The following is a 24,321-nucleotide window of genomic DNA, read 5'->3' as shown; positions in this document are numbered from 1 at the left end:
AGCCGGGTTGAGGCATGTTTGGTTTTCCCAATTGAAACATGGAAAATTGACAACAATAGCGTTAAATAAGTGAAGTGACCACTATGTGAGGCAAATTCCGAGGTCCATTAAACAGGTAGCATTCATGTACCAACAACGCCATACTGAGATGAAAAGCAAATTTCCCTTTTTCTCTGAAGAGGAAACACAGATAGCCATTGGCATCCTGCAAGGTGCAACCGTGAAATCCTGCTCCAGACTTAATGGAGTTCCGGAACATAAGTGCGTCAAAATAACCAAAATGTATTGTGCCCGGACAAATAGAAAACTATACGATACTTTACTGTAATCAGCGGAACAAAAACCCACCAAAAACAGCGATTAAAAATCAGCCACAACAACGGCTGGTCGCAGCTGTGCGTTTCAGAATGATGTCTTGACGACATTTCCTCCATAGTATCCAGAAGTTGTATTTTTACTCCTTATGCTCTTTTGCGATAGCTTTTCCCCTCCATGACAAGGATCTCCGAGTTATAGACAAGACGGTCGGCTATTGCTGTGGCCACGGTGGTACTGTCAAAAATGGTTCCCCATTGTGCGAATGGCAGATTGGTCGTTATGATGGTGGACTTCTGCTCATGCCGGGCACTGATAACCTGGAAAAACAAATTTGAACCCTGTTGGCCAAGCGGGAGATAACCTATCTCGTCACAGACAAGTAGATCCGGATTTTGATACGTTTTGAGTTTACTCAGCAAGGTATTGTTTTCCTGGGCGGCGACCAGTTGATTGATCATGTCCATTGCCGAGGTGAACAGAGTTTTTATGCCAGCCTGGGTGGATGCGTAGGCAATAGTCTTGGCCAACAGACTTTTACCGACACCGGGGTTGCCGATCAGTATGATATCCATTTTGCGGTGAATAAACTCGAGGTCGATCATGCCAAGGATAACTGCCTTCTGTTTCTTGCGGGAAGGATGGTGATCAAAGTTAAACTGATCGATGGTGGGTTGTTCGGTAAGCTTCGACTGTTTAAAGCAGCGCAGGATCTTTCCCTGGCGGCGTTTTTCGATCTCCAAGTCGAGCAACCTGTGAATGGTTTGCAAAGTCGAAAGATTTTTCTGCGCTCCCTGTTCCAGTAGTTCTCCGATATTTTCAGCACAGTGTGTGAGACGCAGTACCTTGAATTTCTTTTTTATCTCGTCAACCATTGTTTGATCTCCTCTTGAGGGCGATAGCGTCGTATTCGGCCAAAGCCGGAGTTGTGAGCCTGATTGCATTAAGGTCCTCCTGTTTGAGCCGTACCGGCAGATGAGTGCTGGTCGGAGTCATCTCCTGATAGAGGATATTGCGGACGTAATCAGCACCGATGACATTTTTCTCCAATGACTTTTTCAATCCGTAGATAAGGGAACTGTCTCCGAACTCATCGCGCAGTATCAGGAGGGCTGCGATATTTTTTCTGATTGGCAGGCGCAGTGAGTTCAAGCGCTCGAGATACTGGAGCGCCACCTCTCCCAAAGAGAGGAAGACCACTACCTGTCGATCTTGAAGCAGCCGTTTTTTGATTTTTTTCACCTGTTCCCGATGACCTGGCACTTCGATTCGCTGCTGTCTTTCCCAGCAGCGGCTGTGGCAGGCGATGAGTTTTTCTTTGAGATAGATTGAGATGAGAGAGTTGTCTGCCTTGAGGGTGACCTGTTTGCCGATGGCCCATGGCGGTACGGAATAAACATTGGTGTCAAAGCGCACACCGAAGTCTTTATGCACCTTGAGAGATGCAGTCTGTCGACAGTCAGGTAAGGGCTCAGGAAGTGGACGCAGGTTATGCAACCGGTCAATCGGCCGTTGAGATGTGGTAGCGTGCTTCCTAACGTTGGCTACAGTGTCCAGCCATTGATGCACCTGGTCCTGAACATCACTCAAGCTGCTGAATTCCCGCAGAGGCCAGAAATTGGTACGCAGGTATTTGATCGCATTCTCTACTTTCCCTTTTTCGTAAGGCGACCGAATTGTACAGGCATGCGGAAGGATGCCGAACTTGCTGAGAAACACGAGGAAAGCCTCATTGAAACGAACCACAGAGCCGACTCGCTCGGTCACTGCGGTGAGCATATTATCGACCACGATTTCTCTTGAAGTGCCGCCAAAGTAGGTGAATGCTTCCAGCAAACCTTGATGCAGATATTCCTGCTTCTGACTGTGGGAGAAATAGACGTAGAGCATACGACTGTAACCTTCAACCACCGCAAGGGCATACAGTTTTCTATGCCCGGCGCCATAGCTCAGGGAGGGGAAGTGGCCCCAGTCAATCTGTACCTGCTCACCTGGTTCGGATTCATAGCGGATGAACGGTTGGCGCTGAGCCTGCTGCCCCCGCAATTGTCTGAGCAAGGCCCTGACAATGGTGATCTCGCCAGTGAACCCATTCTCCCGTATTTTCCGCAGTACTACCGGTGCCTTGATGTCCGGGCAGCTATCCACCATTTCACCTATCATTTCGCGATAAGGGTCGAGTTTGGATTTTTTGGCAGTCCTCTCGGCAGGCATCGGTCTGTCGTCCTGCAGATATTTCGCCACGGTCTGCCGGTCGAGTTGCAGTTGTCTGGCAATGCTGCGTTGGGAAAACCCCTCTTTTTTAAGCTGCAGGATTTCAAGTGCCGTTCGCCTGCTGATCATGTCCTTCCCTCCTTGAATTGCCGAACAAGCTGATGGATGGTTGCCGGATCTTCCCGTCGCATATCTTCCTCATTCTGGAGTAACCGCGTTTGGTGTACAGGTTCAGGCGGAAGGGAAAGCACCTGGAATAAGGTGCCGTCAAAGGCCAACAGGTTTTTGCTGAGGAGCCCGTCCCGGGCAAGAATGTATTCATCGACATTGATGGTTAGCAGGGTGCAGATTTTGTCGTAGGAATAAAAAGACAGCCCCTGCCGGTCAGCCACCATGACCAGAAAAAAATAGAGCAGCAGCTCTTGATGAGAGAGGCTGCTCCAGAAACCATGGCGGAGAAAACGGTGCTCGATAAAGGCAAAGCTGCCGCTGATTGTCCTGACACGTTCAATAATAAGTGGATTTCGCATGATAGACCTCCGTTTTTCACTACGATATCGCATGTATTACCGGAAGACTATCGAGTCCTTCTTTGCAAGATCGCCTATATCGCTGTTGTTGGGACTATTTTTACAGCTAACGCGTCCATCTTTGCAAGATTCCCGCTGTCGGCAGAAATGAAATATGTCATTGATGTATCGTTTAAAAGGCTTTCTAACGTATCCATCTTTGCAAGATTCTCCTTCACCGGGACTGACTGGCGCGCGGCCTTGTCCCGTACCCGTTGCAGTTTTCGGTTTTGCTCGCAATAATTCGGATTTTTTTGACGATACTGTTGCCAATAGAAGGGATTTTTCCTCTGCCAGGCCCGCTGGCTCTCGCATTTGTTGGCCCGGTGATCTGGATCGGTCTGCTGTTTTTCTCTTTGCCATTTGCTCTTTCTTGCTCGCTGACAAGCCTTGGCTCCACAATACTTCTGGTTATGCACTCTTGGGTTCCTTGGTAGAATCCTTCTGCAACAGACGCATCGAAATGTGCAAGTCTTCACTCTCTCCTCCGCGGGTTGAGGGATGTGCACGTCGAAAAAAAGAAAAAGAAGAAACTACAAAGGAAAAAATAGAAGAAAAGACACCTGATATGCATCAGGATTGGATGAAAAACGTAAGAAAATGAAGAAGGAGATTATCTGTGGCTGGATTTCAACCGATGATGGTGTCGACTTTTAAACCGCTGATTTTGGTTGGGAAGTAAATCGCTGGTACCAACTTTACTGCCAAACGAGAATTGGTTTGAGCAGGGGGTTCCAATAACAACACTCAGAGCATATGCCGCTGAGTTTATTAGGAGGGACTTCTCCGATGATCCTGCCGGAGCCAAATTGTCAGAAAACAGTTCAATTTGGGAAATTTCCGACGTTCAGCTCTTGACTCTAAATGCCCTATGGCAGAGGGATATAGAAACCGTTGCAGATATTTTGAAACATAATGAAAAAACCTTGTTACGAATGCCAAAACTCGGAAAAACAGGTCTCCGGCAGTTGAAAGACATTCTCGGTAAGTATGGATTTGTTATTGCCAGCCTTTGATATCATTTCGGCAACTCATAATGGGCACCCAAAAGGGCAAAACTATTTTCATAAAGGGAAAAGATATTTTGGGGGAGGTCTAGGCAGAAAAGGTGTCCTGTACATTTGCTCAGAAATGGGGCAACTCTTGAGTAAACCTTACCATTGTTAAGGTGATTTTTAAAACTTGTTATTGAAGTTAATATTGCCAGATCGAAGGTAATGAATTTTGCCGCCGGCTCAAACGAGAGGTGCTTCCTGTACCATTAAAGCGTGACCATGCGCCTGAAACTCATCCCAAATAGAGCATCTAAAGTTATTGATTTTTCCAGAGAATCCATAAACTGTTGTTGCTTCATTTTGATCATAACGGATGAATGATTACTTTCGTATTGTGCAGAGAAATTTGATTTTAGGTTGCCATGACAAGCCAACTGTGAAAGTATCTCGCACCCAATTTTCCTCTACTGTGAACACATAGTTTTGGTGAGTTTTATTATAGAAGGTGTGGGAACGATCAACGTTTTGGAAGACTTACGCTCATCTTGAGGCTATCTGGACTGACCTATACCGACCAGAACTTTGTCATCAAGGCCTGAGCCCAGGGACTTGCAAGTCAGCTGGCACTCGCGTAGCATGTCCCGTTTCTAGTCCCCACGTGGAGGAGGGATAAGATCACAGTTATTTTTCCATCGCTAGCTACGTCGAAGATCATTTTCTATTTCATAACCATTTTGTACGCTGATTCGTGAGTAGCAGCCGATAAAACCTTTCAAGAGTAAAGGAGGATAAGGGGGTCGCATGATTGCAGAGACTTCATACCGCGTCGCGGCGGTACAGATGATATCGGTTCCAGATGTATCCGAAAATCTTGTGCAGGCAGGGCGCCTTGTAGCAGAGGCTGTAGCCCGGGGTGCGCGCCTGATCGTATTGCCCGAGAATTTTGCCATAATGAGCAAAAACGAGCATGACAAAATACAAGTCGCGGAGGACGATGGTGTTGGTCCGATCCAGGATTTCCTTGTAGCTTCTGCGAAACAGCATGGGATCTGGCTCGTCGGAGGTACGGTGCCACTCATCTCAGGCTGCCCTGGCAAAATACGCAATGTTTGTCTGGTCTATTCCCCATTGGGAGAGCGTATAGCCCGCTACGACAAAATCCATTTATTCGGGTTTGATAACGGACTGGAGCGGCATGACGAATCTGCAACCGTCGAGGCCGGCGATAAGGTGGTCACCTTTGTGGCAGAGGGTAGACGGGTTGGTCTGTCTGTCTGCTATGACCTTCGTTTTCCTGAACTTTTCCGGGCAATGGGAGAGGTGGACCTGATAGTGCTGCCGGCTGCATTCACATACCCCACCGGCCTTGCACATTGGGAGGTACTGCTCAGAGCCCGAGCTATCGAAAACCAGTGTTACTTAATTGCAGCTGCCCAGGGAGGCCATCACCCATCGGGACGCCGCACCTATGGGGACAGCATGATTGTTGATCCGTGGGGTGATGTTTTAGCGCGCCGCTCAGAGGGTCCAGGGGTGGTTATCGCAGAAATATCATCTCATCACCTGCAACTGATACGCCTGCGACTGCCAGCCTTAAAAGATCGTCGCCTCATCTGATGCTTTAGACTCCTCTTTGTATTGTGCATTTACCAATCCAACAGTACGGCCATACCGATCTGTATCGATCATGTAAATGTTGACATTATTCGCACGCACCAGCTTATTAGTCAGCTTTTTGCCTGGTTGCCGTAGGCTTGTTTCTTCTCAGGTGTATCGATGCCGTAGAGGCGGATCTTGACCTGCTGATTGCCATGTTGCACTTTAATGGTGTCTCCCCTCCCCCCAGCCACGCCAATTACTTTACCAGTCCAGGCGAAGGCGGGTAGTGGCAGCAGGAATAGCAACCCAATTAATAATGGAAAAACAGCACGCTTACTCATTGAGATTGTTCAATCACTTCTGGATATTCCTCAACGGTCTTCCTTTCGTTCAACCACCATTGCACACTAAACAAGCCAATGACCAAGGCTGCCAACAGAATTATATGCCAAGGTTTCAACTTATCACTTATAAAACGGCCCTTTGTTCTTCGACCAGACATAGCCCGCACATCCATACAGAAAAGGTTCTCTTATATTCGGTTCAGCCAACACAAAGCCATTTAGGATTCACATAAATCAGCTCTGATCTCGCTCTGAAATGCGTTGTTGAATCCATTCTTGTACTTCCGATTCCACCTACCCAACAGCCCGGGCACCAAGATTAATTTGCTTGGGGAATTTACCTTTCTTGATAAGTTCATATATATTGGACCTAGATATCCCGGTAAGATTTATCACATCTGGCAGCCTTATCATCCGATAATTTACTGTCATGACATTATCTCTTTTGGCGGTACATCTATTTACTCTTGCCTTTTGCACAAAGAGCCAATTTAATCGATAGCTGTAAGCTTGTGGTCATGCAATAGGTGCGTGTAGCGCTGCACCATCTGCAAAGTTTTGTGGCCTAAAATATCAGCGAGAGTACGAATATCAACTCCTGCCATTATCAAATGGCTTGCTGCCGTATGCCTGAAGATCATGCATGTGAATGTCCGGTAGGCCAGCTCTCTGCTTGGCATGGTTGAATGCCTCCCTGAATCGGATTCCAGGCCGTGCTTTAACACGAGGAGCCTGTAACTGATCTTCTTTTAAAAAAACCAGTTTATTACCCTCAGCCTCTGTGAGCGTGCTTAAATTGGAGAGTTCCTTTGCAAGTTCCTTGGTTAAGGGTACCCAGCGAGAGTCACTATTTTTCGTAGCCTGCAAAAATATTGTCCTTTTCCCACAGTCGATTTGGTTCCAACGCAACCCAGCTGCCTCAGCAGGATCGCATACCGGTATGCAGGAGAGTAAGGATATATGCGTATAAAGTTTTATTTCTCGATTTCCGACAGGCGTTCAACAATCTGATTGCCTCGTCTTCTGTCAAAAACCTGGTTCTCCCTTTTGGCGGTGCAGGTCTTTCAATATTCTCTACAGGATTATCAACTGGGATCCCCCACTCTTTCCGAGCTTTGGAGAATAAATGTGACAACAAAGCCAGCTCCTGCCGAACGGAATATGCCGAAACTATTTGCATCCTTGTATCTCTATAGTCAGCAACAATAGCAGCAGAGATTGTACCCAATGGTGTATCACGACCAATCTGATCCACTAATTGCTTAGCAGATGCTTTTTCCCTCATGTGTGTGGTCGTCGCTTTTCTACTCGAAATTGTTTTGAGATACTTCTCGATAGCCTCACCAAATGAGATTTTCAAAGCAAGACGCGGGTCATTGTATTTTTTTGCTTTAATAATCTCTTCTGTCTGTGCCGCCCATACCATGGCCTCGCCTTTGGTATCAAATGTCCGGCTTACAGAGGGATGCCCTTTCATGCGGACAGTGGCAGTATAACTCCAGCCCTTTTTATTTTTCCGTTTTGTGATCCGTGCCATCGATGCCAATTATTTTTTTTGTTCCACTTTTGTTCCACTTTTTTATAAAAAGATAGCATGAAAAAGCAAAAGATGGCAAGCGGCATGAAAATGGCAAAAAGCACAAAAAAAGGCCTTACCCCAGTATTACTGGGATAAGGCCTTATAAATTTGGTGCGGAAGTCGGAGTCGAACCATGATCACAATCACCGCATTATCAAAAGAATACAGCCACCGATCAAAATACACCCAACACAAGGTACACCAAAAGGTACACTTTATACTTCCCTTACCCAACAGCTTCCTTGTCACCTGCATCCTGCTTAACTTAATCAAATTATTAGAAAATTTCAAACATCAAGGCCATTTCACTGTCGCTTCAAGACAAAACGAATTTCCTTAACATCATTCATCTATCATCTTATCATATAAATGTTGGCAATACCCACAGAGTCCTTCATTTATCTGGTCCCCAAGAGATAATCCTGCCCCACATCTCACACACTCACCATATTGCATTTCGTACTCACATGAGAGACAACACCCCTCCTCGAAAACATAGGTTTCTTCTCCACACTCAGGGCAAGTACCATAAGGCTCGTCTCCCCCATCTGTCATAGCGATGTATGATTCCCCATACATCGCTTCAGCCACACAAGATGAAACCACTTCTGTAAAAGAAAAAGGGTTCCCACAGGAACTACAGGTAAAGTTAACAGCATTAGAATATAAGACGGTATCATCAGTTTTTATTAAGTCAGATGAACAAGCAGGACATCTTACAAACTCCACCGCTCTCTCAAGAGTCCCATATTTCCAGTCTATTTTTGCGAGAGAATCTACACTTGCCTTTTTTTCCGACTCATAAACATCTGCAATCTGGAGCAACTCTCTCCAACAATCTTCACCTAAAACATCCACAGGCTCTTCTTGAAACTGATGGTAAATAAAATCCTTGATGAGGATAAATGATTTTGCCAATATTTCTTTAATTACCGGCTCGGGAGCTACAGTATAGTAGTGTTCCACATCATTTCTTACCCTGTTAATCTGATCAAACACCTCCCAATCCACCTTCACATTCAATGTTGAGAATCGATCCTTGATTTGCTGTACATTAACTGTTTTTTTACTTTTTCCTGCAGCTAGGTATGTTATTTCCCCTTTCTCATCCCTATGAGGGCGGATATCTATTTTGACAAATAACTCTTTGTCATAACCAGGAGATAGGTCGCACAATTTCTCTTTATACAAAAGTAATAGCCCTGCAAAAATGTTCCTCACTGCTGAGAGCTTTCTCCGATCATCAGGCGAAAGGTAATCCTCTACTCCTATTTGTATCGATGCTATTGCATTCTTGTATATTGACATCTCAGTCTTACACCTGGACCCTAGCTCTTGCCTGTAACTTTTGGCGAATCTGTGTGTACAACTTCGCCTTACCATTTTCTCGGTCACGAAAAGTAACCACTAACGCATATTTTTCATCTGTTGCGCTATGCAATTCCCCCCAAGGGAAGTCATGTCGAGTCACGACTACAAATAGCCGATTATTTACTAACTTTGCATTGGAGTTGAATTGTTTGAAATACCAAGTAGCACTCTGAACTGTCCCCTTATTCCTTAGGGTACTGGATACATTCCGATTGCCAGCTCCCATCTCTGTGCCAATCTCTTTGATGGCTTCATATGTTTCTTTATCTGTCGCTTGATTAAAAATTTTTGTCACCTCATCGAGATTTTCAGCAGCTACCAGCTTAAATTGTACCCTACTCGCTCGATAATCTATCCGGGTCGACCGTACATAAGGTGTGTATGCCAATGCAAGTGAAATTTCTCTTACTCTCCTGCCCTTACTCAAAAAGTCATCAGGAACTGGAATCTCATAGAAATGATGTTTTTTGTTAGGTATCAATCCTTCTGTAGTTAGCGTCGCTTCATTTTCCAGGGAGCGGAAAAGCCCCCTATCATAAACCATGCCATAGCCACACACAGCGCGAACATTGCCATTATCACCTAATAGCTGCTCCACCTCTTCCGGGATCCTTGCATGGGCGACTAGTAAGGCTCTTGTTAAGTCAGGTGAAATACCAGGAACTTCTTTTTGTAACAATGTGGCCAAATATGATACATGGGGTGCCGCGAAACTGGTTCCGGAATCATCAGCAAATAATCTTCCATCAGTTACAGATTTCCAGTTGGTGGATAATTCTCCTAATCCACTATTTGCAACCAGTGCATTTGCTCCTGCTCTAGTATTAATTGCCCAATTCCCCCCATACCCCATCAACTCCGGTTTAATGGCACCTCCAACAGTTGGTCCTCGACGGGTAAAAGGTGACGGCTGATTCACTGATGCTATCGGTATTTCTGCAGGATCATTGGCATAACGCCGACTATTCACTGTCTGGTCATATCGTGCAACGCTGCCAACAGTCAGTACATTCATGGCAGTCGCAGGATCAACAATAGCCCAGCTATCTTCGAACAAATAACGAGGATAATTTTTCTTCCAATCTAGGCCAGCCAACTGGTTTCCAAGCACATTACCAGCAGACACGATAAATAAGACACTCAACTCACGGGAAAGGGTATCAAGCGTATATGCAAGCTCTCTAACATGCCCACCTAAATACGGCTTATTCAGATCACCAAAAGATAAATTAAAAACTCTGCAATCATACTCATCAAGGAAATAGTGGACAGCCTCTGTTATGTGTTTTGCAACAAACCCTGTTCCGTTTTCATTCTTTTCATCCAGTATGCGGCCACTGAACAGATGTATCTCTGGAACAAACTTGCCACCCTGAATGCGTGACTCGACATCACCATATAGAGCCAAGCCCCCAACAAGAGTTCCATGGCCGTTCTCATCTGAAGGATCTTTACCAGGAAGGAAACTCGCAGAATCCCCCACCGCTGGAGAGAGAAGTGGATGCCCAGTAATTAGCCCACTATCTAAAATTACCACACCAGGTGCATCCTCTGGTGGTGCTGGTACCTCATCAAACTCACTGATATCCGTAAAGAGCAGTTTTATGTCAACTCCGAAGCGCGGAGGCAGGTCCACGGTTCGAACATCCCTATATCGTAAAAGAGATTCGGTTTGATCCTTATTACATTTGACACGATAAAGTGAGAGACCAGGCTGCTTGACACTATCTGCGACTGAAACACCTTGCTGATTAAGCCAGTCCTCGAACGTAACCCATAATTTTTCTCTTTCTTGAGGACTATCTTCCAAGGGCCAAAGCTCAACATCAAGCATAAATATTTCCTCTTCAGGAATACCCTGTTGCTTTAAAGCCCATCCCATTCTATCAATTGGTTTCCAGCCATCCACCCCTTGTAGAGCATAAAAAACCTGCTTATTTGCTGGAACATCACCACTTGCCAAAGTGGTTAATAGTGCTTCAAAAGACTCCAGCGCAGCATCGCTAACAAAAGCAACAACAACCTCTTTCCCCTCTTGACTCACTACTTCAATCTCATTTCGAAACTCAGGACTAGCAATCTTAGGTAAATCATCAGGAGAAAAACCTTCCTCTACTACAAACCGGAATAAACGCCTCTCATCAAAGCCCCCCTCATTCAGATCTGCCTCAACGGTAGCTCGTGTGAGGAACTCTTGTATCCCTTTACCATGAGCGGCAGTATCATCTGGAGTTGTAAACCGGGGAGGTCGTCCAGGTCGTTTGTCGTTTACAGGCTCTTCTCGTTGCAGGGGAATGTGTGGAAAAAATTCATCCATAGATTAGCTCGCTTTTAATCTGGACCTTCTAGCATCTTCTCTCTGGGTAGCAGACTTCAAGTGACGTTCTGACAAAAACTCTTGGCCATTGAGAATCATATCTTTTGCAGCTCGACGAATCACACGTTCTATGTCAGCATGACTCATTCCTTTAAAGAGACCCGCAATCCGACAATCACTTGGATCAAAATCTCTTCGTATGCCTCTCAATTTGACTGCTAATAATCGACGAATTTGTTCTAAATTTGGTGGTTCGAATATCAAAACTTCGTCGAAACGTCTCCAAACCGCTGAGTCAAGAATACGCTCATGGTTTGTAGCACCAATCAAAAGACTCTTCCCTTCATAATCATCTAGCATCTGCAGGAAAGCATTTACAACCCGCTTTAACTCGCCGTGATCAGACGCATCTGATCGCTCCTTGGTAATAGCATCAAATTCATCAAATAAAGTTACCGTAGGATAAGAAGAACAAAAATCAAAGACTTGGCTCAAGTTAGATGCAGTTTCCCCTAGATATGAGGAAACAACACTATCAATACGGACAATCACTAATGGCAAACCTAACTCACTTGCTATGACTTCCGCTGTGATAGACTTGCCACAACCAGGAGGGCCGCAAAACAACACTCGATCAGATGGTCGCATACCATGGCTTTTCAAAACTTCAACACGGTGATGTTCTGCAAGTAATTCATCCAAGATTGAGCTATTCGTTTCTGATAGCACAACATCTTCAAGTCTACGTACAGGGTTACGAAGTCGGACAAGCGGAAGATTTCGTTCACGATCTTTCGGTAGTCGTTCATTGAGAATTGAGAATTCTGGTTTCACTTTACTAGAACGACCATAAAGAATTTTCTCTAGATCATTTGCTAGTAAATGATGTTTTTTTGATCTTTCTTCTTGAATAACCTGCTGACTGGCTTCTCTGAATGCTTCTAAATTACCCTCAGCACCTGTCTTTATTAATTTGCGTAGCAGTTTCCCAGAGGCCATGACTTACTCACTTTGCTTTTTTCAGAATAGCTTCTCATTTCCGTATTCGCATATCAGTAACATACTTTATTCCCAAACAATAACACAGAAAACTCACGCCATCTGGTACTTCTTAAAGTTCTCAGCCTGCTCAAAAATTTCTTTGTACACCTCGTCTCGATCAACAGGCGGGTAGTCATTCTCAGCCAGCAGGATAATCAAATCAACCTTCAACTCCGCCTTGATGTCATCCCGCTGGCTCCAATCGGTATACTTGGCCTTGTCATCTACTACGGTCTTCACTTCTTTGGCCAGGAGCAGGAGTTTATCTTCCGGGTACTCAAAATCGTATTTACAGGCCAAAGCTTTCAGGATGTCATAAAACGCCTTTTCCTCAAGGTCGATGCCAAGATCACCAAAAGATTCCATCTCTTTTTTCAGGGCCGCGATCAAATCGTAGATCTCGTCAGTAAAGTCTTCCAACACCTCACTAACCAGCACATCCTGCTCTTTCCGCTCGTTATAGCGTTCTACCAGTTCTTTGAATTTCTTTGAGAAGTCAACGCCCTTAATCTGGTTGATTTTCTTGAAGTCATCTATTGCCCGGTTAAGGAGTTGTTGCAGGAGTTTGATCTTGGTATTGGGTAGCTTGATCTTGTCGATCTTGGCAAGGTAATCTTCATCGAATAAATCCTGCTCCTGGCCGCTGTCTTCACCCATCTTGAAGATTTCTTCCACTCCATCACTCCTAAGTGCTTCTGAAATCATCTTTTGCACCTTGGCGTTCATCTGGGCCATATCCGGAGCATCACCTTTCGTCAGTTTGAAAACTATAGAGCGCACCGCCAGATAAAAATGAAGATGGTCCCGTTGCTCTTGAGAAAAGGCATCGGTGCTGCAGCAGATGTCATAGGCAGCCTTTAACCGTTTCACCAGATACATGAACCGCTTTTCTTGGCCTTCAGTAATCATGGTAAATTCAGCTGCCATGTTAAGACAGTGCAGTTGCTCCAGAGGAACACCCGCAAAATACGGTTGCATATTAAACTTATGAAAAAGTTTACCAAGCAGAGCCAGATGATCTTTGACCACAATAATAGACTGATCGATCTCCTCTATATTCTGCTCTTCATGCTTGGAGTATTGCGCCATAGCCTGGTTCATCTGCCGTTTGATGCCGATATAATCAACAACCAGCCCCTTTTCCTTGCCCTCAAACTTCCTATTAACCCTGGAAATAGTCTGGATCAGGTTATGCCGCTGGATGGGTTTATCGATATAGATGGTGTCGAGAAATGGAACATCAAAACCGGTGAGCCACATATCAACCAGAATGGCTATCTTGAAATTTGATTTACCACTCTTAAATTGACGGTCCAACTCCTTACGGTATTCCTTGGTTCCGAGCAGGTCATACAGTTCTTCCGGGTCATCCTTGCCACGGGTCATGATCATCTTGATCCGTTCCATCGGCTTGATCTCACGTCGCTCACTGTCTGTCAATTCCACACCTTCTTCACAGACCTTAACCTCTACCCACTCAGGCCTAAACTTTATCACCTCTTTATAGAACTCATAGGCAATAGGACGGCTGGCGCAGACAAACATCGCCTTACCTTTCACCGTTGCCCCTTCACTCAGCCGTTTTTCATAATGATCCACAAAATCAGCAGCCAAGGCGCGAACACGGTCCGGATCACCAAGAATGGCACCCATCTTCGAGTTTGCCTTTTTACTCTCTTCTATCTGATGTTCGCTGGCTCCCTCTTCGGCACACTTTGCGTAATACTCTTCAATCTCACCCAGCTTTGCATTATCAAGTACAACTTTTGCAGCCCGTCCCTCATACACAATGCGGACGGTAATCTCATCGGCCACCGATTCACTCATGGTATAGGCATCCACCACCTCCCCAAAGACATCAAGGGTTGCATCAATGGGTGTTCCGGTAAAACCGACATAGGTGGCGTTTGGCAAGGAATCGTGGAGATACTTGGCAAAACCGTAGGTGCGAAACACACCTTTTTCCGTCACCCTGAGCTTCTGGTCAAGATTGGTCTGGCTGCGGTGTGCCTCATCCGATATACAAATAACATTATCTCGGTCCGTCAGCAGCTCGGTATCTTCGGTGAATTTATGGATGGTAGTCAAAAAGACACCGCCGCTGGATCTGTCCTTTAAGAGTGTGCGTAAATGTTCCCTACTTTCCACACTCATCACCGCATCATCACCGATATACCCTTTTCCAGAAACAAACTGAGCGGACAGCTGGTCATCAAGATCGGTACGGTCGGTAATTAAAACGATGGTGGGACTGGAAAATTCAACAGACTTCATCAACAGCCGGGTCAGAAAGAGCATGGTATAACTCTTACCGCAACCCGTGGCCCCGAAATAGGTGCCACCCTTACCATCCCCTTCCGGTCTTCGATGGAGCTTTATATTCTGATAGAGTTTGTTCGCCGCATAATACTGCGGGTAGCGGCAGAGGATTTTCTCATCTTTTCTGGAAGCATCCGGAAAATAGATAAAATTGCGGATCACATCCCGCAGAGTCTTTTGATTAAACAGCCCCCGGACCATGGTAAAGAGCGAATCGATACCATCTTTTTCAGCACCACCGGCAATAGTTCCAGCCAGCGCGACCCGCCATGCATAGAAGAACTCATACTGAGCAAAGAACGATCCCGCCTTATTGTTCACTCCGTCACTGATTACGCATAGACCGTTATACTTAAACAGTTCCGGGATGTCGCGCCGGTAACGGGTTGTCAACTGCACATAGGCATCATGGATGGTCGCCTCTTCCCGGATAGCACTCTTAAACTCGAACACCACCAGCGGTAATCCATTGACATAGAGAATCGCATCGGGGATGCGTTTCTCATAGCCTACAATCTCAAGCTGATTGACAACTTTATAGATATTGTGGCCGCTGGAATAGGTGGGTGTTGCTTCGGCAGATACTGTTTCCAGCTCATCTGGATCGGGGATATGTTGCTCGCCAAGACCCGAGTAATCGAGCAGTTGGATATAGAGGTCTTTCTGACTGCGGTCTTCCCGTTTTAACAAAAAACCATCAGCGACCATCTTCATGATCGTCTTATTGGATTCGTACAGATCCGAGGCGGGGAAGATTTCCAGCTTTCTTACGATAGAGTTAATCTCACCGGAGGTGATGTTCTCATCACCATAGCGGTTTTGCAAATAGGTGTGCAGGTCATCCTTTATCAGCACTTCCCCCGGTTCGCGGCTGATCGATTCACCGTGGCAATGAGGATAACCCTCCTCTTCCATCAATTCGATGATGGCTTGTTCCAGCCGTGCCTCGGTGAATTTCATTATTTCGCCTTGGTATATGCTTGTCGTGGATCGTTTGGAGTTCTGGGAAAAGCGATCTCCACCTCACCTTTTTTTACCATCTCACTCAAATATTGTTTGCGCAAGCTGTCAGGATCTCGGTTTACCAGATTCGCGAGACACCCAAGGGTCACAAACTGCGCCTCCAGCAGCTTGAGTAAAACTTCACGCATAACAGAACGAGAGACTTTCTTTTTCTTTCTGGGTTCTTCGGCAATTTGAGCCAATGCTTCGGTATAGGCCATTGTCAATTGCTGCAAGTCTTCAACAAACGGAAGATTATGATGATCGGAAATAAGGCGACCATGAATATCTCGGTTTAAATCGGGGGAGCTCATTGCCAAATTCCCGGAGTTCGACTCCAAATGCCCGAAGCTCAGCTCCAAATCCCCGGAGCTCGACCCCAAATCTCCGGAGCTCGACTCCAAATGAGGGGAGCTCAGCTTCAAATTAGAGGAATCAAAAACATCTTCTGGACCGGGAATCGACATACCGGTGATATGATAAACAGCACCCCTGTTAGAGCCCGTCTGCTCAAGAATCCCACGCGCAACTAATCCATGCAGACAACGGCTGGCATCAGCCGGATGGATATTTTGCAAAGAACAGAGACGTTGATTAGTTACCGTATTTTCTATGGCGGCAATAACCAGGGCTACCTGCTCAGTGTGACTGAGTAGATCGAAACTACTGCCGAATTGCAGACGTAACTGCTCCACCTGTTCTTGTGGAAAAAGATCAACCATCCGCATTCTCAGGATAGTCTGATCGAACGGTTCCGGGGTATCCATCAACTCCGGAAGACGCCAATGACATTCATGCCAACTGGCAATAATCTTGGGCACACCGGAACCAGCCTGGTCACCAATACCGACATAGCGAAACATCTGGTGCAAGCCCCTGTTCCGGCAATCGGCATGTCCTCCCTGCATTGCATATTCCAGAGGAATACGCATCATCCCGGGATTTCGAAAACCAAACAGATCAGGACGTTTCACCACGAGAACTGACGCTCGATCTGAATAATCCGCATGTACCAGAACATTACAGAGAGCTTCACGAATGGCGATATGCACCGGAGATTCATCAACCCGCTGATCCCCATCAAGCTGAAAGGGTACCTTCAACCCAACAGTCAGTTTACGAAAAACCAAGCGATAGAAATCATACAAATTTCCCGACCAGGTACCATCCAGCGTCAATCGATCGACCCAGCGTTTCTCAGTCTTTGCCTCCGGGCGCTCTTGATAGTCAAGCATATAATACGGAAACACTTCCTGAATGGTTGTATGCAACCCAAACATGAGTAGACCGGCGACAGTCAGCCCATCTTCACCGGTTTCACGATCTTTTCTCCACGAGCCGATCTTCTGCAAAAACGCACGATTTTCAAGCTCATTCCAGGGATGATCCGGTTGTCGGTTGGCAAAAACCTGCCGATAAACACGCACACTTTCAGAGCTCAGGTCTTCTAAACCAAACCCTTTCAATATACGACTGTCCCGGCTATCCTCAGCCTGTTCTGCAAGCATCCGTTTGACAGCTTCATCGGATAAGCGTTGATCTCCCTCATAACGCCGGACAAACGAGTTGCCCAACGGATTACCATTCAGATAGACAGGCCGTTTTTCCCTGCTGGCACGGGGAATATCGACCCGAATTAACTCTGTACCTTCAATGGGGATAACCTGTACAGAATCATTGGTAAGCAGGTTGACGCTGACCTTTTTGGGATTATTGGCAATGGCGAAGAGATCTTTCCTGATCTTATCGATATGTTCTATACCGCGTAATTCAAAAACCCCTTTTTTTTCCTTAACACCAAGAAGAATGACTCCACCGTCGGTATTTGCAAGAGCTGAATAACTCTCCCAGAAGTCATTCGGTAATGCCCCTTTACCGTCTCTGCCTCCAGCGAGTTTACACTCCAACACTGACGATTCTGCCAGCAGAGCGATGTCATTGATGGTGTTGAGTTCAATCATAGGCCAGCCTCTGTTACTATTTTTTCTGCGTCTGGGATGCGGAGTTCGCCGGAGAGGAGTTTGGGGAGAAGGGTGTCACGGAGATGTGTCAACAATGTAGAGTTTCGTACATTTACCTCTTTCCGACTGACATAAGTATCAACGATACTATCATACTTATCTATGATATTAAATTTTGGAGCTATCACAGCAAAATTCGAAAGAGTCTTTCTAGACCAATTCGGAAATGTTGAACCTGTGGCAAGCCCGAGCAAATTTGAATAAGCTTGTTTATACACCTGATCAACAAAGTTTTGTGACCTCATAGCCCTAAATATGCAAACTCCACGACCAAGACAATAGCGATCATCACTTTTTACATAGCGCCCCGTTGTGCTCCCTCTAACACAAACTATTAAGTCACCTGGCTCAGACAGCTTAGTCGGAGAAGTTGTCCACTTCGCCTTTTTGGCAAAGTATTCACCAAATTCTACAGGTCCATTCACCAGAGGTACACCAATACCGTCAGTGTTATATGTATCTCCTTTGGGTGATTGCCCCATTTCAATTATGGAATGATCTTGCATCTGACCTACCTCCCACCCCTTAGGAATCCACCCAATTTCATCAGTAAAAGTAAATTCATCAAAAAAAAGCGCGCGAATATCAGCAGGCAGAGGTTTACGTTTATCACCCAAGGCAGCACGGACAGCAGCCCGTTCGGCAAGCTCCTCCGGCACCTTTTTTCCGCTGGCAAGGGCATTGTCGATTACCGGATCAAAATCGACAAACCAGCTTTTGAACAGTGCCAGGGCCATTGCTTCCAGGGTTTCGTTCATTTTGCGGTTGAGTTCGATTCTATCGTCTATGTTGCCTAGGATGAGGGCGATTGCTTTTTGTTTTGAATATGAGGGAACATTAATCTCTAGTTCCCCAATCTCTTGCAAATTAATATTTGGCTGGGCCGATTGAGCTGTTGAATTATTCACATAGTGAAATATAGACCTTTGCTGTAAAAAATAATGCAAATACTTAGGGTAAACGACTTCAGATCTTGGTCGAATTAAAGCTAGGGCCTGATTGGTGTTCGCAGGAAGATGTTCGCGCATAACAATAGCAGTTTTTCCTAAGACCACTCCAGCCATAGAAAACAAGATATCATTTTCCTCTAACTGTGATCGCTTATATTTATTATAAATCTCGTCTGTAATGTACGCAAATTTTGATATATCAATTGTCCCATTAAGGGTAACAGCCTCAGCCTTAATAAAGTTGACACCACTGCTGGAAAACCCACCTTCTTTCTTGGTCGGTGTAGTACCTTTCGTAATCTTATGGGCCAGCTCAGATAATAAATAAAGCGTCCACTCATTCCCCATAACCTAACACCTCCAGATTACGACGAATCACAACATCCAACTCTTCCCCTTCTTTCATTTGCTTATACAGAGTACCCGCCAAACCAGCCATCTTCTCCTCAAACGGCACACCATCATCCTCAAGCTCAGCAACCCCAACATATCGTCCCGGAGTAAGTACATACTGATGTTTTTTGATATCCTCAAGAGTTGCTGATTTACAAAATCCGGCTTTATCCTCATACTCACCAACTTCAGTTCCTGTCGCTCCCGACGTCCTGTCTCCCGCGAGACAGGCACGTCCCTGTGCGTCGCCACGCCAAGCATGATAAGTTCCAGCAATATCCGCAATATCCTCCACACTCAAATCCCGATGCACCCGATCAACCAAGGTTCCCATATTCCGAGCATCAATAAAAAGCGTCTCTCCCTGTCGGTCCCGATAGCCTCGCTTGGTATCCAACTTCTTATTCTTGCTCAAAAACCAGAGACAAACCGGAATCGGTGTGGTGTAAAAAAGCTGCCCCGGTAAAGCAATCATACAATCCACCAGATCACTCTCGATAATCTTCTTCCTGATCTCCCCTTCCGAATTAGTAGTGGTAGACATAGAGCCATTGGCCAGAACAAATCCTGCCACCCCGTTCTCCGACAGTTTGGAGATCATATGCAGAATCCAGGCGTAGTTGGCATTATTGGCAGGCGGCACTTCATACCCTTCCCAACGGGGATCATCCAGCAACTCATCCGGCCCGCGCCACTGTTTGAGGTTAAAGGGCGGGTTGGCCATGACATAGTCCGCCTTCAGGTCAGGATGCTGATCTTTAAAGAAGGTGTCCTGCGGTACCTCACCAAGCTTGCCGGAAATAGAACGGATGGCCAGGTTCATCTTGGCCAGTTTATAAGTAGCCCCGATGGACTCCTGCCCATAGATGGAGATATCTTTTGTATTCCCGTGGTGATTTTCCACAAACTTGACGGACTGAACAAACATACCGCCGGAACCACAGCAGGGATCATAGATCTTGCCGCTATACGGTTCAATCATCTCGGCAATCAGGTTGACCACATCCTTTGGGGTATAGAACTCGCCACCACCTTTCCCCTCGGTGGCCGCAAACTTGCCGAGAAAATATTCATAGACCCGCCCGACCACATCTTCCTTCTTATCCGACACCGTATCGATATTGGAAATGGTATCGATCAGGGCCGCCAGCTTTGCAGAATCTAGCCCCAGACGGGAGAAGTAATTATCAGGCAAGGCACCTTTCAACGCCTTGTTGTTCTTTTCAACAGTTGTCAGCGCGGTATCAATGCGAATGGCAAGATCATCCTGCTTGGCATTTTTTTTGATGAAATCCCAGCGGGATTCCTCAGGCAGAAAGAAGACATTTTTCATGGTGTAGAACTCCACCATGTCCAGATATTTTTCTTTTCCTTCGTCGATCAACTCCTGCCGCCGCTCTTCAAACTTATCACTGGCGAACTTCAAAAAGATCAGACTCAACACCACATGCTTATATTCTGACGACTCGACACTCCCCCTCAGCTTATTTGCAGTATCCCACAGATGTTGCTCGAAACTGTTTCCATTCGCGCCATTTTTCTTTGTCGCTTTCTTGGCCATCTATAACAACTCCCACGCTGTAGCAAGGCATGCTAACCTTAAATAACTCTATAAAATAACGATACAACTTGACATAGACACAAGTTGTACCAACAGCCGGTATATTCCTCAAGGGGAATGGGCAATTGTTCTATTTGCTGGTCAGCCTCCTTGATCCATTTTACCACTTGCTATCGCAATACCCTTGGCTACCGCTTGAGCTAACAGGTCATCAGTTATCTGGCTCTGCTCCTTGGGATTGGCCAGATCTTTAATGATCTCTCCCTGGCGTAATGTGGCCACCTCGCCGTAACTCACGAAAGTAGTCAGAACTTGTTCATGCCCGAGATTCTGGCTCCATGCTTTGAACTGTTCCGGACTTTGGCAGATCTGCTCCCCCAATCGTACCACGGTATTACGGAAAGAGTGTGGGTTGAAGTATACTAACCCTGCTGCTTCAAATGCTTTTCGAAAAATCGTCCTAATAGGCGTTGCATTGCTCCAATGTTCCTTTTTCAATCCGCTTGCTTCAAAATGGTGGGATGAACCACACCCAATACTGGTTTTCGGAAAAAGTGGATCATCATTGCCCCATAACTTTTCATCTCTTAAAAATGCTATCCACTCTGCCACAATCTGATGAATCTCGTCGCCAACAGGGAAGAAATACGTGGTGAACGTCTTGCTGAACTTTGTTTTCACCTCTCTTGCATCTTGATGAACGCTACCCTCAACCATATCGATATGCTTGAGTTTCATCGATGCAATAGCACTGTCCCTCGCTCCAGTGAGTAATGTAAAGGCAATCAGTGCACGATTACGTTTATCAATGTCGGTTTCGGAAGGCATGGACTCAATAACATGTTTGATCTGTTTCATGGTGGGTACCTTCTGCGGTCGCCTTGCTGTGGCTATCCTCGTATCTTTTTCCGAGAGGTTGAAATACTCCGCATCAGAATACTGAATGCGAGACTTATACCCTTGCTGCATGGACAACCACTGAAAGAATCGCTTGAGTTGGCTCAATGTGGAATACAAAGTGGACTTACTTAAAGGTTTACCACTCTGCTGCCCTTTCTGCTTGGCAAGGTGCTTCTTAAAAGCTACTGCCTGTTCAAAATGAAATGTTTTAAAATCACGAAATTTGTTATACACCTCAAACCTGTTCAAGGCTTTTGCGACAGCATCAACACTTGGCTCACTTTGCTGTTTCGCTTCCTTTAAAAAGGCAAAATATTTCCGTTTGATTCGCTCGTTATTCGGGTTGTGTTTTTTCATAATCTAACCTCATTTGTTCAAGTCACTGTTTACGGTAGGTTATATTCTCTCAATTATGTGTTGCAGATCTACCGGAAACAGAATGTCGAGATCACCGCAAACATCCCCGATTTTGGCCAGACTGGCTCTTCTATTCATGCTTGCATGACAGACGGGACAAACACCTGTTAAGTTACCCACCTTATCATTATCCGGTGAATAGTCAGCTTTACAGTCAGCAGGTACTCTTGGAGTTCTACATCGAACACAATACATCTCCCCAGGGCCACATTGCTGTTTGTTCTTGACCTTACGCTGTTGAAGGAAAGCTATTAGATCCTTCCCGGCAATCAGTATCGGTCGTTTGCAGTCAATGGCAGCCAATCCGTTTTTAAGCCAATTTCGAACTGTGTTTTTATGAACGTTGAGAGTTTCAGTTACCTCAGCAACAGTATAACTTCTATGTATCTTCACCTTACGGTGATTCGGATGTCGTTTTCCCATAACTCGGACTACCCCGCTTTCATACTTTATGGATTTTAGGGTGGTTATTATAGAATGGTATCAAAATCGTTACTCCAAAGTGACAGTTGCCCCCGACTCTGATTATCCTCATGATTACTGCCATTTGCCTTCTTTTCACGTCTTTTTGGAGTATCAGATTTGTTATTCGAAACTTTGACTGATTTCCGCTTTGGAGTATCATTTTTGTCACTCGAAACTGCTTGTTCAGGTATCGATTTTGTTACCTGTCTTTTTTTCTTCTTGGCATGATGAGCAGCCCAACCTCTTCCCTTTCTTGTATCTTTCTTTCTGGGATTCTTCGGAGGTCTGAAGTCAAGGGTTCCATATTCTTTCCAGCGATCATCGATGATATACTTTGTCATATCACCAGCACGACCACCGGAACCTTGATGAGCAATATCGAGAAATCCTTGTCCGATCAGTTCATCAATGGCATTGCAGAAATTTCTGCGCGAAATACCTTTACGCTCTGCCTCAGAATATGGATAGACGATTTCGCCATTATTTTTTATGATCCAGGAATCAGATCTACCTGACCTTCCCTTCATCTGTTCCATCTGTCGCTTGCTTAAAAAGTCGAGATAAACGAGCATCGCCCATTTCGACAAACTTCTATAAGCTGACGAACGCCGGACTTGATTATCAAACCAGATACGTTTCGACATGATTTGCCACGGCAAGATTATGCTTTATTGCGTGCTTCGAGCTTTTCCGCCAGCCAAGCATTAATCTCGTTTTCCAGCCAGCCAACTGCACGTGGTCCGAGACTTACCGGCTTGGGAAACAAGCCATTTTTAATGTGAAGATAAATGGATGAACGCGACAGGCCGGTACGTTGTTCGACCTGCTTACGGCGGAGAATGGATAGTCTTTCGTGGTTTGCTTTTGCCATAGTTGCACCTCATTTGCTGAAGTTGAATGTTGTTGGACTATGGCTGAAAACTAATTATGAGCTACGATTGTGGATAGATGGGTGGGATCATGAAAACCATCCCAAGGAAAGAGTGGAAATAGGGGGAGGATTTCCAAAATATAGTGGGACAATTAAGTGCGGACCATATATTAAACTGCTAATAACTATAACATCAGAGCAGTTTCACGTTATAAGATCAAAAAGGTGTCTTAGGCACTCCTCCCTTGGTAACCCAATTGGCTATTTTGGCTGTCTCTTCAACACCTTGTTTATTTATTTCTCTATCTCCCTTGAGCAATCCAAATCTTGCGGCATTCTCTTCGAGCCAATCAGTCAATGCCTGTTTAACGGTTTTTCCTCTCAACAACGATGCATCCGAACTTACCGATTCCCAAGCGTAAATCGCGGCTGCCAACTTTGGTGAATAATGTGGATGCTCAGTATTTAAATAGTCGGGTTGGTTATTTGCATTTGACAAAAAGATCTCAGAAGACAGGTTTTTGATTTTAAGCCACTTTTTAATACTGCTCACATGAATCTTTGATGTTCTTGGGTTCATGCACTGTGTAATAGTAACACCGTCGGCATGATTAATCACATCTTTTGGCATCAGTACAAAGGTACCTTCGAAATCTCCCTGCTCAATATCGGCTGTTAATGCAGTTAGTACAGCATTAAATCCAGCAGGTCGATGTCTCTGCTCTAAACTCAGAACATCCTCATACTCATCAGGATCAACACCAATGATCAGTAATGCTGCCTGAACAACGGTGAATTCATCATTTAACCTCCAATATTCAATTTTTTCCATTATGTCACTCCCCAACCATTGTTCATCAACACACTTCATTCTCCAGGCAGATCACGCCATTCGTGATACCAACTGCCTACTCACCTGCTATTATTTTCGTGATTACCATCGAAACTCAGCCTGAGTTACAGCCCCGATGATATAACATTGAAATTTCGCTACTTTTTCATTTAGAAATTTGCAAGACCCTCTGATTCTTGCTTGCCACACAAGTTGAACTGAATAATTTTTACTGACATAACAAAC

23 protein-coding genes are annotated in these 24,321 nt (G+C 45.4%); 2 read left to right on the top strand and 21 right to left on the bottom strand.

Annotated features, from left to right (window positions below; translation table 11 throughout):
• Positions 1-461 precede the first annotated feature (461 nt).
• The 4 genes from istB to ACHZCY_RS12705 all read right to left on the bottom strand — a co-directional run bounded on the left by istB (position 462) and on the right by ACHZCY_RS12705 (position 3,517).
• The gene (gene istB, locus ACHZCY_RS12720; protein WP_319549145.1) at positions 462-1,190 is read right to left on the bottom strand and encodes an IS21-like element helper ATPase IstB; all 729 of its coding nucleotides are present in this window, start codon (positions 1,188-1,190) and stop codon (positions 462-464) included.
• Positions 1,183-2,658 carry an IS21 family transposase gene (gene istA / locus ACHZCY_RS12715; RefSeq protein WP_319549144.1) on the bottom strand — a complete coding sequence of 492 codons (1,476 nt, stop codon included), beginning with the start codon at positions 2,656-2,658 and terminating at the stop codon, positions 1,183-1,185. The genes istB and istA overlap by 8 nt, the downstream gene beginning before the upstream one ends.
• Positions 2,655-3,059: a hypothetical protein gene (locus ACHZCY_RS12710; RefSeq protein ID WP_319548962.1), complete on the bottom strand. Its 405-nt coding sequence runs from the start codon at positions 3,057-3,059 to the stop codon at positions 2,655-2,657. The genes istA and ACHZCY_RS12710 overlap by 4 nt, the downstream gene beginning before the upstream one ends.
• 74 nt (positions 3,060-3,133) lie before the next feature.
• A complete protein-coding gene (locus tag ACHZCY_RS12705) occupies positions 3,134-3,517 on the bottom strand; it encodes a hypothetical protein (RefSeq protein WP_319548963.1) in 384 nt (127 codons plus the stop codon).
• 252 nt (positions 3,518-3,769) lie between these two features.
• Here ACHZCY_RS12705 and ACHZCY_RS12700 point away from each other — a divergent pair, with 252 nt between their 5' ends.
• Together ACHZCY_RS12700 and ACHZCY_RS12695 are read left to right on the top strand one after the other, a co-directional pair.
• A complete protein-coding gene (locus ACHZCY_RS12700) occupies positions 3,770-4,114 on the top strand; it encodes a DNA-directed RNA polymerase subunit alpha C-terminal domain-containing protein (protein WP_319549143.1) in 345 nt (114 codons plus the stop codon).
• A 780-nt stretch (positions 4,115-4,894) separates the two neighbouring features.
• Positions 4,895-5,710, top strand: a complete 816-nt coding sequence (locus tag ACHZCY_RS12695) for a carbon-nitrogen hydrolase family protein (RefSeq protein WP_205224783.1) — start codon at positions 4,895-4,897, stop codon at positions 5,708-5,710.
• A 110-nt stretch (positions 5,711-5,820) separates the two neighbouring features.
• Here the strand turns inward: ACHZCY_RS12695 and ACHZCY_RS12690 are convergent, their stop codons facing one another.
• The 17 genes from ACHZCY_RS12690 to ACHZCY_RS12610 form a co-directional block, all read right to left on the bottom strand.
• Positions 5,821-6,033 (bottom strand): thermonuclease family protein, encoded by a 213-nt coding sequence (locus ACHZCY_RS12690; RefSeq protein ID WP_205224782.1) that lies wholly within the window; start codon positions 6,031-6,033, stop codon positions 5,821-5,823.
• Between the two features lie 297 nt (positions 6,034-6,330).
• The gene (locus ACHZCY_RS12685) at positions 6,331-6,450 is read right to left on the bottom strand and encodes a helix-turn-helix transcriptional regulator (RefSeq protein ID WP_394713435.1); all 120 of its coding nucleotides are present in this window, start codon (positions 6,448-6,450) and stop codon (positions 6,331-6,333) included.
• A 77-nt stretch (positions 6,451-6,527) separates the two neighbouring features.
• Positions 6,528-6,641 carry a tyrosine-type recombinase/integrase gene (locus ACHZCY_RS12680; RefSeq protein WP_394713400.1) on the bottom strand — a complete coding sequence of 38 codons (114 nt, stop codon included), beginning with the start codon at positions 6,639-6,641 and terminating at the stop codon, positions 6,528-6,530.
• Positions 6,628-6,903, bottom strand: coding sequence for a site-specific integrase (locus tag ACHZCY_RS12675; RefSeq protein WP_319549142.1), 276 nt, complete (start codon positions 6,901-6,903; stop codon positions 6,628-6,630). The genes ACHZCY_RS12680 and ACHZCY_RS12675 overlap by 14 nt, the downstream gene beginning before the upstream one ends.
• A 52-nt stretch (positions 6,904-6,955) precedes the next feature.
• A complete protein-coding gene (locus ACHZCY_RS12670; protein WP_319549141.1) occupies positions 6,956-7,573 on the bottom strand; it encodes a tyrosine-type recombinase/integrase in 618 nt (205 codons plus the stop codon).
• A gap of 384 nt (positions 7,574-7,957) precedes the next feature.
• Positions 7,958-8,923: a hypothetical protein gene (locus ACHZCY_RS12665; protein WP_319549140.1), complete on the bottom strand. Its 966-nt coding sequence runs from the start codon at positions 8,921-8,923 to the stop codon at positions 7,958-7,960.
• A gap of 7 nt (positions 8,924-8,930) precedes the next feature.
• A complete protein-coding gene (locus ACHZCY_RS12660; protein WP_319549139.1) occupies positions 8,931-11,303 on the bottom strand; it encodes a S8 family peptidase in 2,373 nt (790 codons plus the stop codon).
• Between the two features lie 3 nt (positions 11,304-11,306).
• Entirely contained in the window at positions 11,307-12,302 is a 996-nt protein-coding gene (locus ACHZCY_RS12655; protein WP_319549138.1) for an AAA family ATPase, read from the bottom strand.
• A 93-nt stretch (positions 12,303-12,395) separates the two neighbouring features.
• Positions 12,396-15,623 (bottom strand): type I restriction endonuclease subunit R, encoded by a 3,228-nt coding sequence (locus ACHZCY_RS12650; RefSeq protein ID WP_319549137.1) that lies wholly within the window; start codon positions 15,621-15,623, stop codon positions 12,396-12,398.
• The gene (locus ACHZCY_RS12645; protein WP_319549136.1) at positions 15,623-17,626 is read right to left on the bottom strand and encodes an RNA-binding domain-containing protein; all 2,004 of its coding nucleotides are present in this window, start codon (positions 17,624-17,626) and stop codon (positions 15,623-15,625) included. The genes ACHZCY_RS12650 and ACHZCY_RS12645 overlap by 1 nt, the downstream gene beginning before the upstream one ends.
• Entirely contained in the window at positions 17,623-18,984 is a 1,362-nt protein-coding gene (locus tag ACHZCY_RS12640) for a restriction endonuclease subunit S (protein WP_319549135.1), read from the bottom strand. Before ACHZCY_RS12640 ends, ACHZCY_RS12645 begins: the two co-directional genes overlap by 4 nt.
• Complete coding sequence (locus tag ACHZCY_RS12635) at positions 18,974-20,590, bottom strand: type I restriction-modification system subunit M (protein ID WP_319549134.1); 1,617 nt, start codon at positions 20,588-20,590, stop codon at positions 18,974-18,976. The genes ACHZCY_RS12640 and ACHZCY_RS12635 overlap by 11 nt, the downstream gene beginning before the upstream one ends.
• A gap of 141 nt (positions 20,591-20,731) precedes the next feature.
• On the bottom strand, positions 20,732-21,847 hold the full coding sequence (locus ACHZCY_RS12630) for a tyrosine-type recombinase/integrase (RefSeq protein ID WP_319549133.1): 1,116 nt from the start codon (positions 21,845-21,847) through the stop codon (positions 20,732-20,734).
• A gap of 39 nt (positions 21,848-21,886) precedes the next feature.
• A complete protein-coding gene (locus tag ACHZCY_RS12625) occupies positions 21,887-22,330 on the bottom strand; it encodes a helix-turn-helix domain-containing protein (protein ID WP_319549132.1) in 444 nt (147 codons plus the stop codon).
• 47 nt (positions 22,331-22,377) lie between these two features.
• The gene (locus ACHZCY_RS12620) at positions 22,378-23,016 is read right to left on the bottom strand and encodes a hypothetical protein (RefSeq protein WP_319549131.1); all 639 of its coding nucleotides are present in this window, start codon (positions 23,014-23,016) and stop codon (positions 22,378-22,380) included.
• A gap of 17 nt (positions 23,017-23,033) precedes the next feature.
• Complete coding sequence (locus ACHZCY_RS12615) at positions 23,034-23,243, bottom strand: helix-turn-helix transcriptional regulator (RefSeq protein WP_319549130.1); 210 nt, start codon at positions 23,241-23,243, stop codon at positions 23,034-23,036.
• A gap of 217 nt (positions 23,244-23,460) precedes the next feature.
• On the bottom strand, positions 23,461-24,075 hold the full coding sequence (locus ACHZCY_RS12610) for a hypothetical protein (protein WP_319549129.1): 615 nt from the start codon (positions 24,073-24,075) through the stop codon (positions 23,461-23,463).
• Positions 24,076-24,321 lie beyond the last annotated feature (246 nt).

Origin of the sequence: Desulfogranum marinum (genome assembly GCF_963675105.2) — a bacterium.
GTDB lineage: Bacteria > Desulfobacterota > Desulfobulbia > Desulfobulbales > Desulfobulbaceae > Desulfogranum > Desulfogranum marinum.
This window is presented reverse-complemented; position numbering and strand designations above follow the sequence as displayed.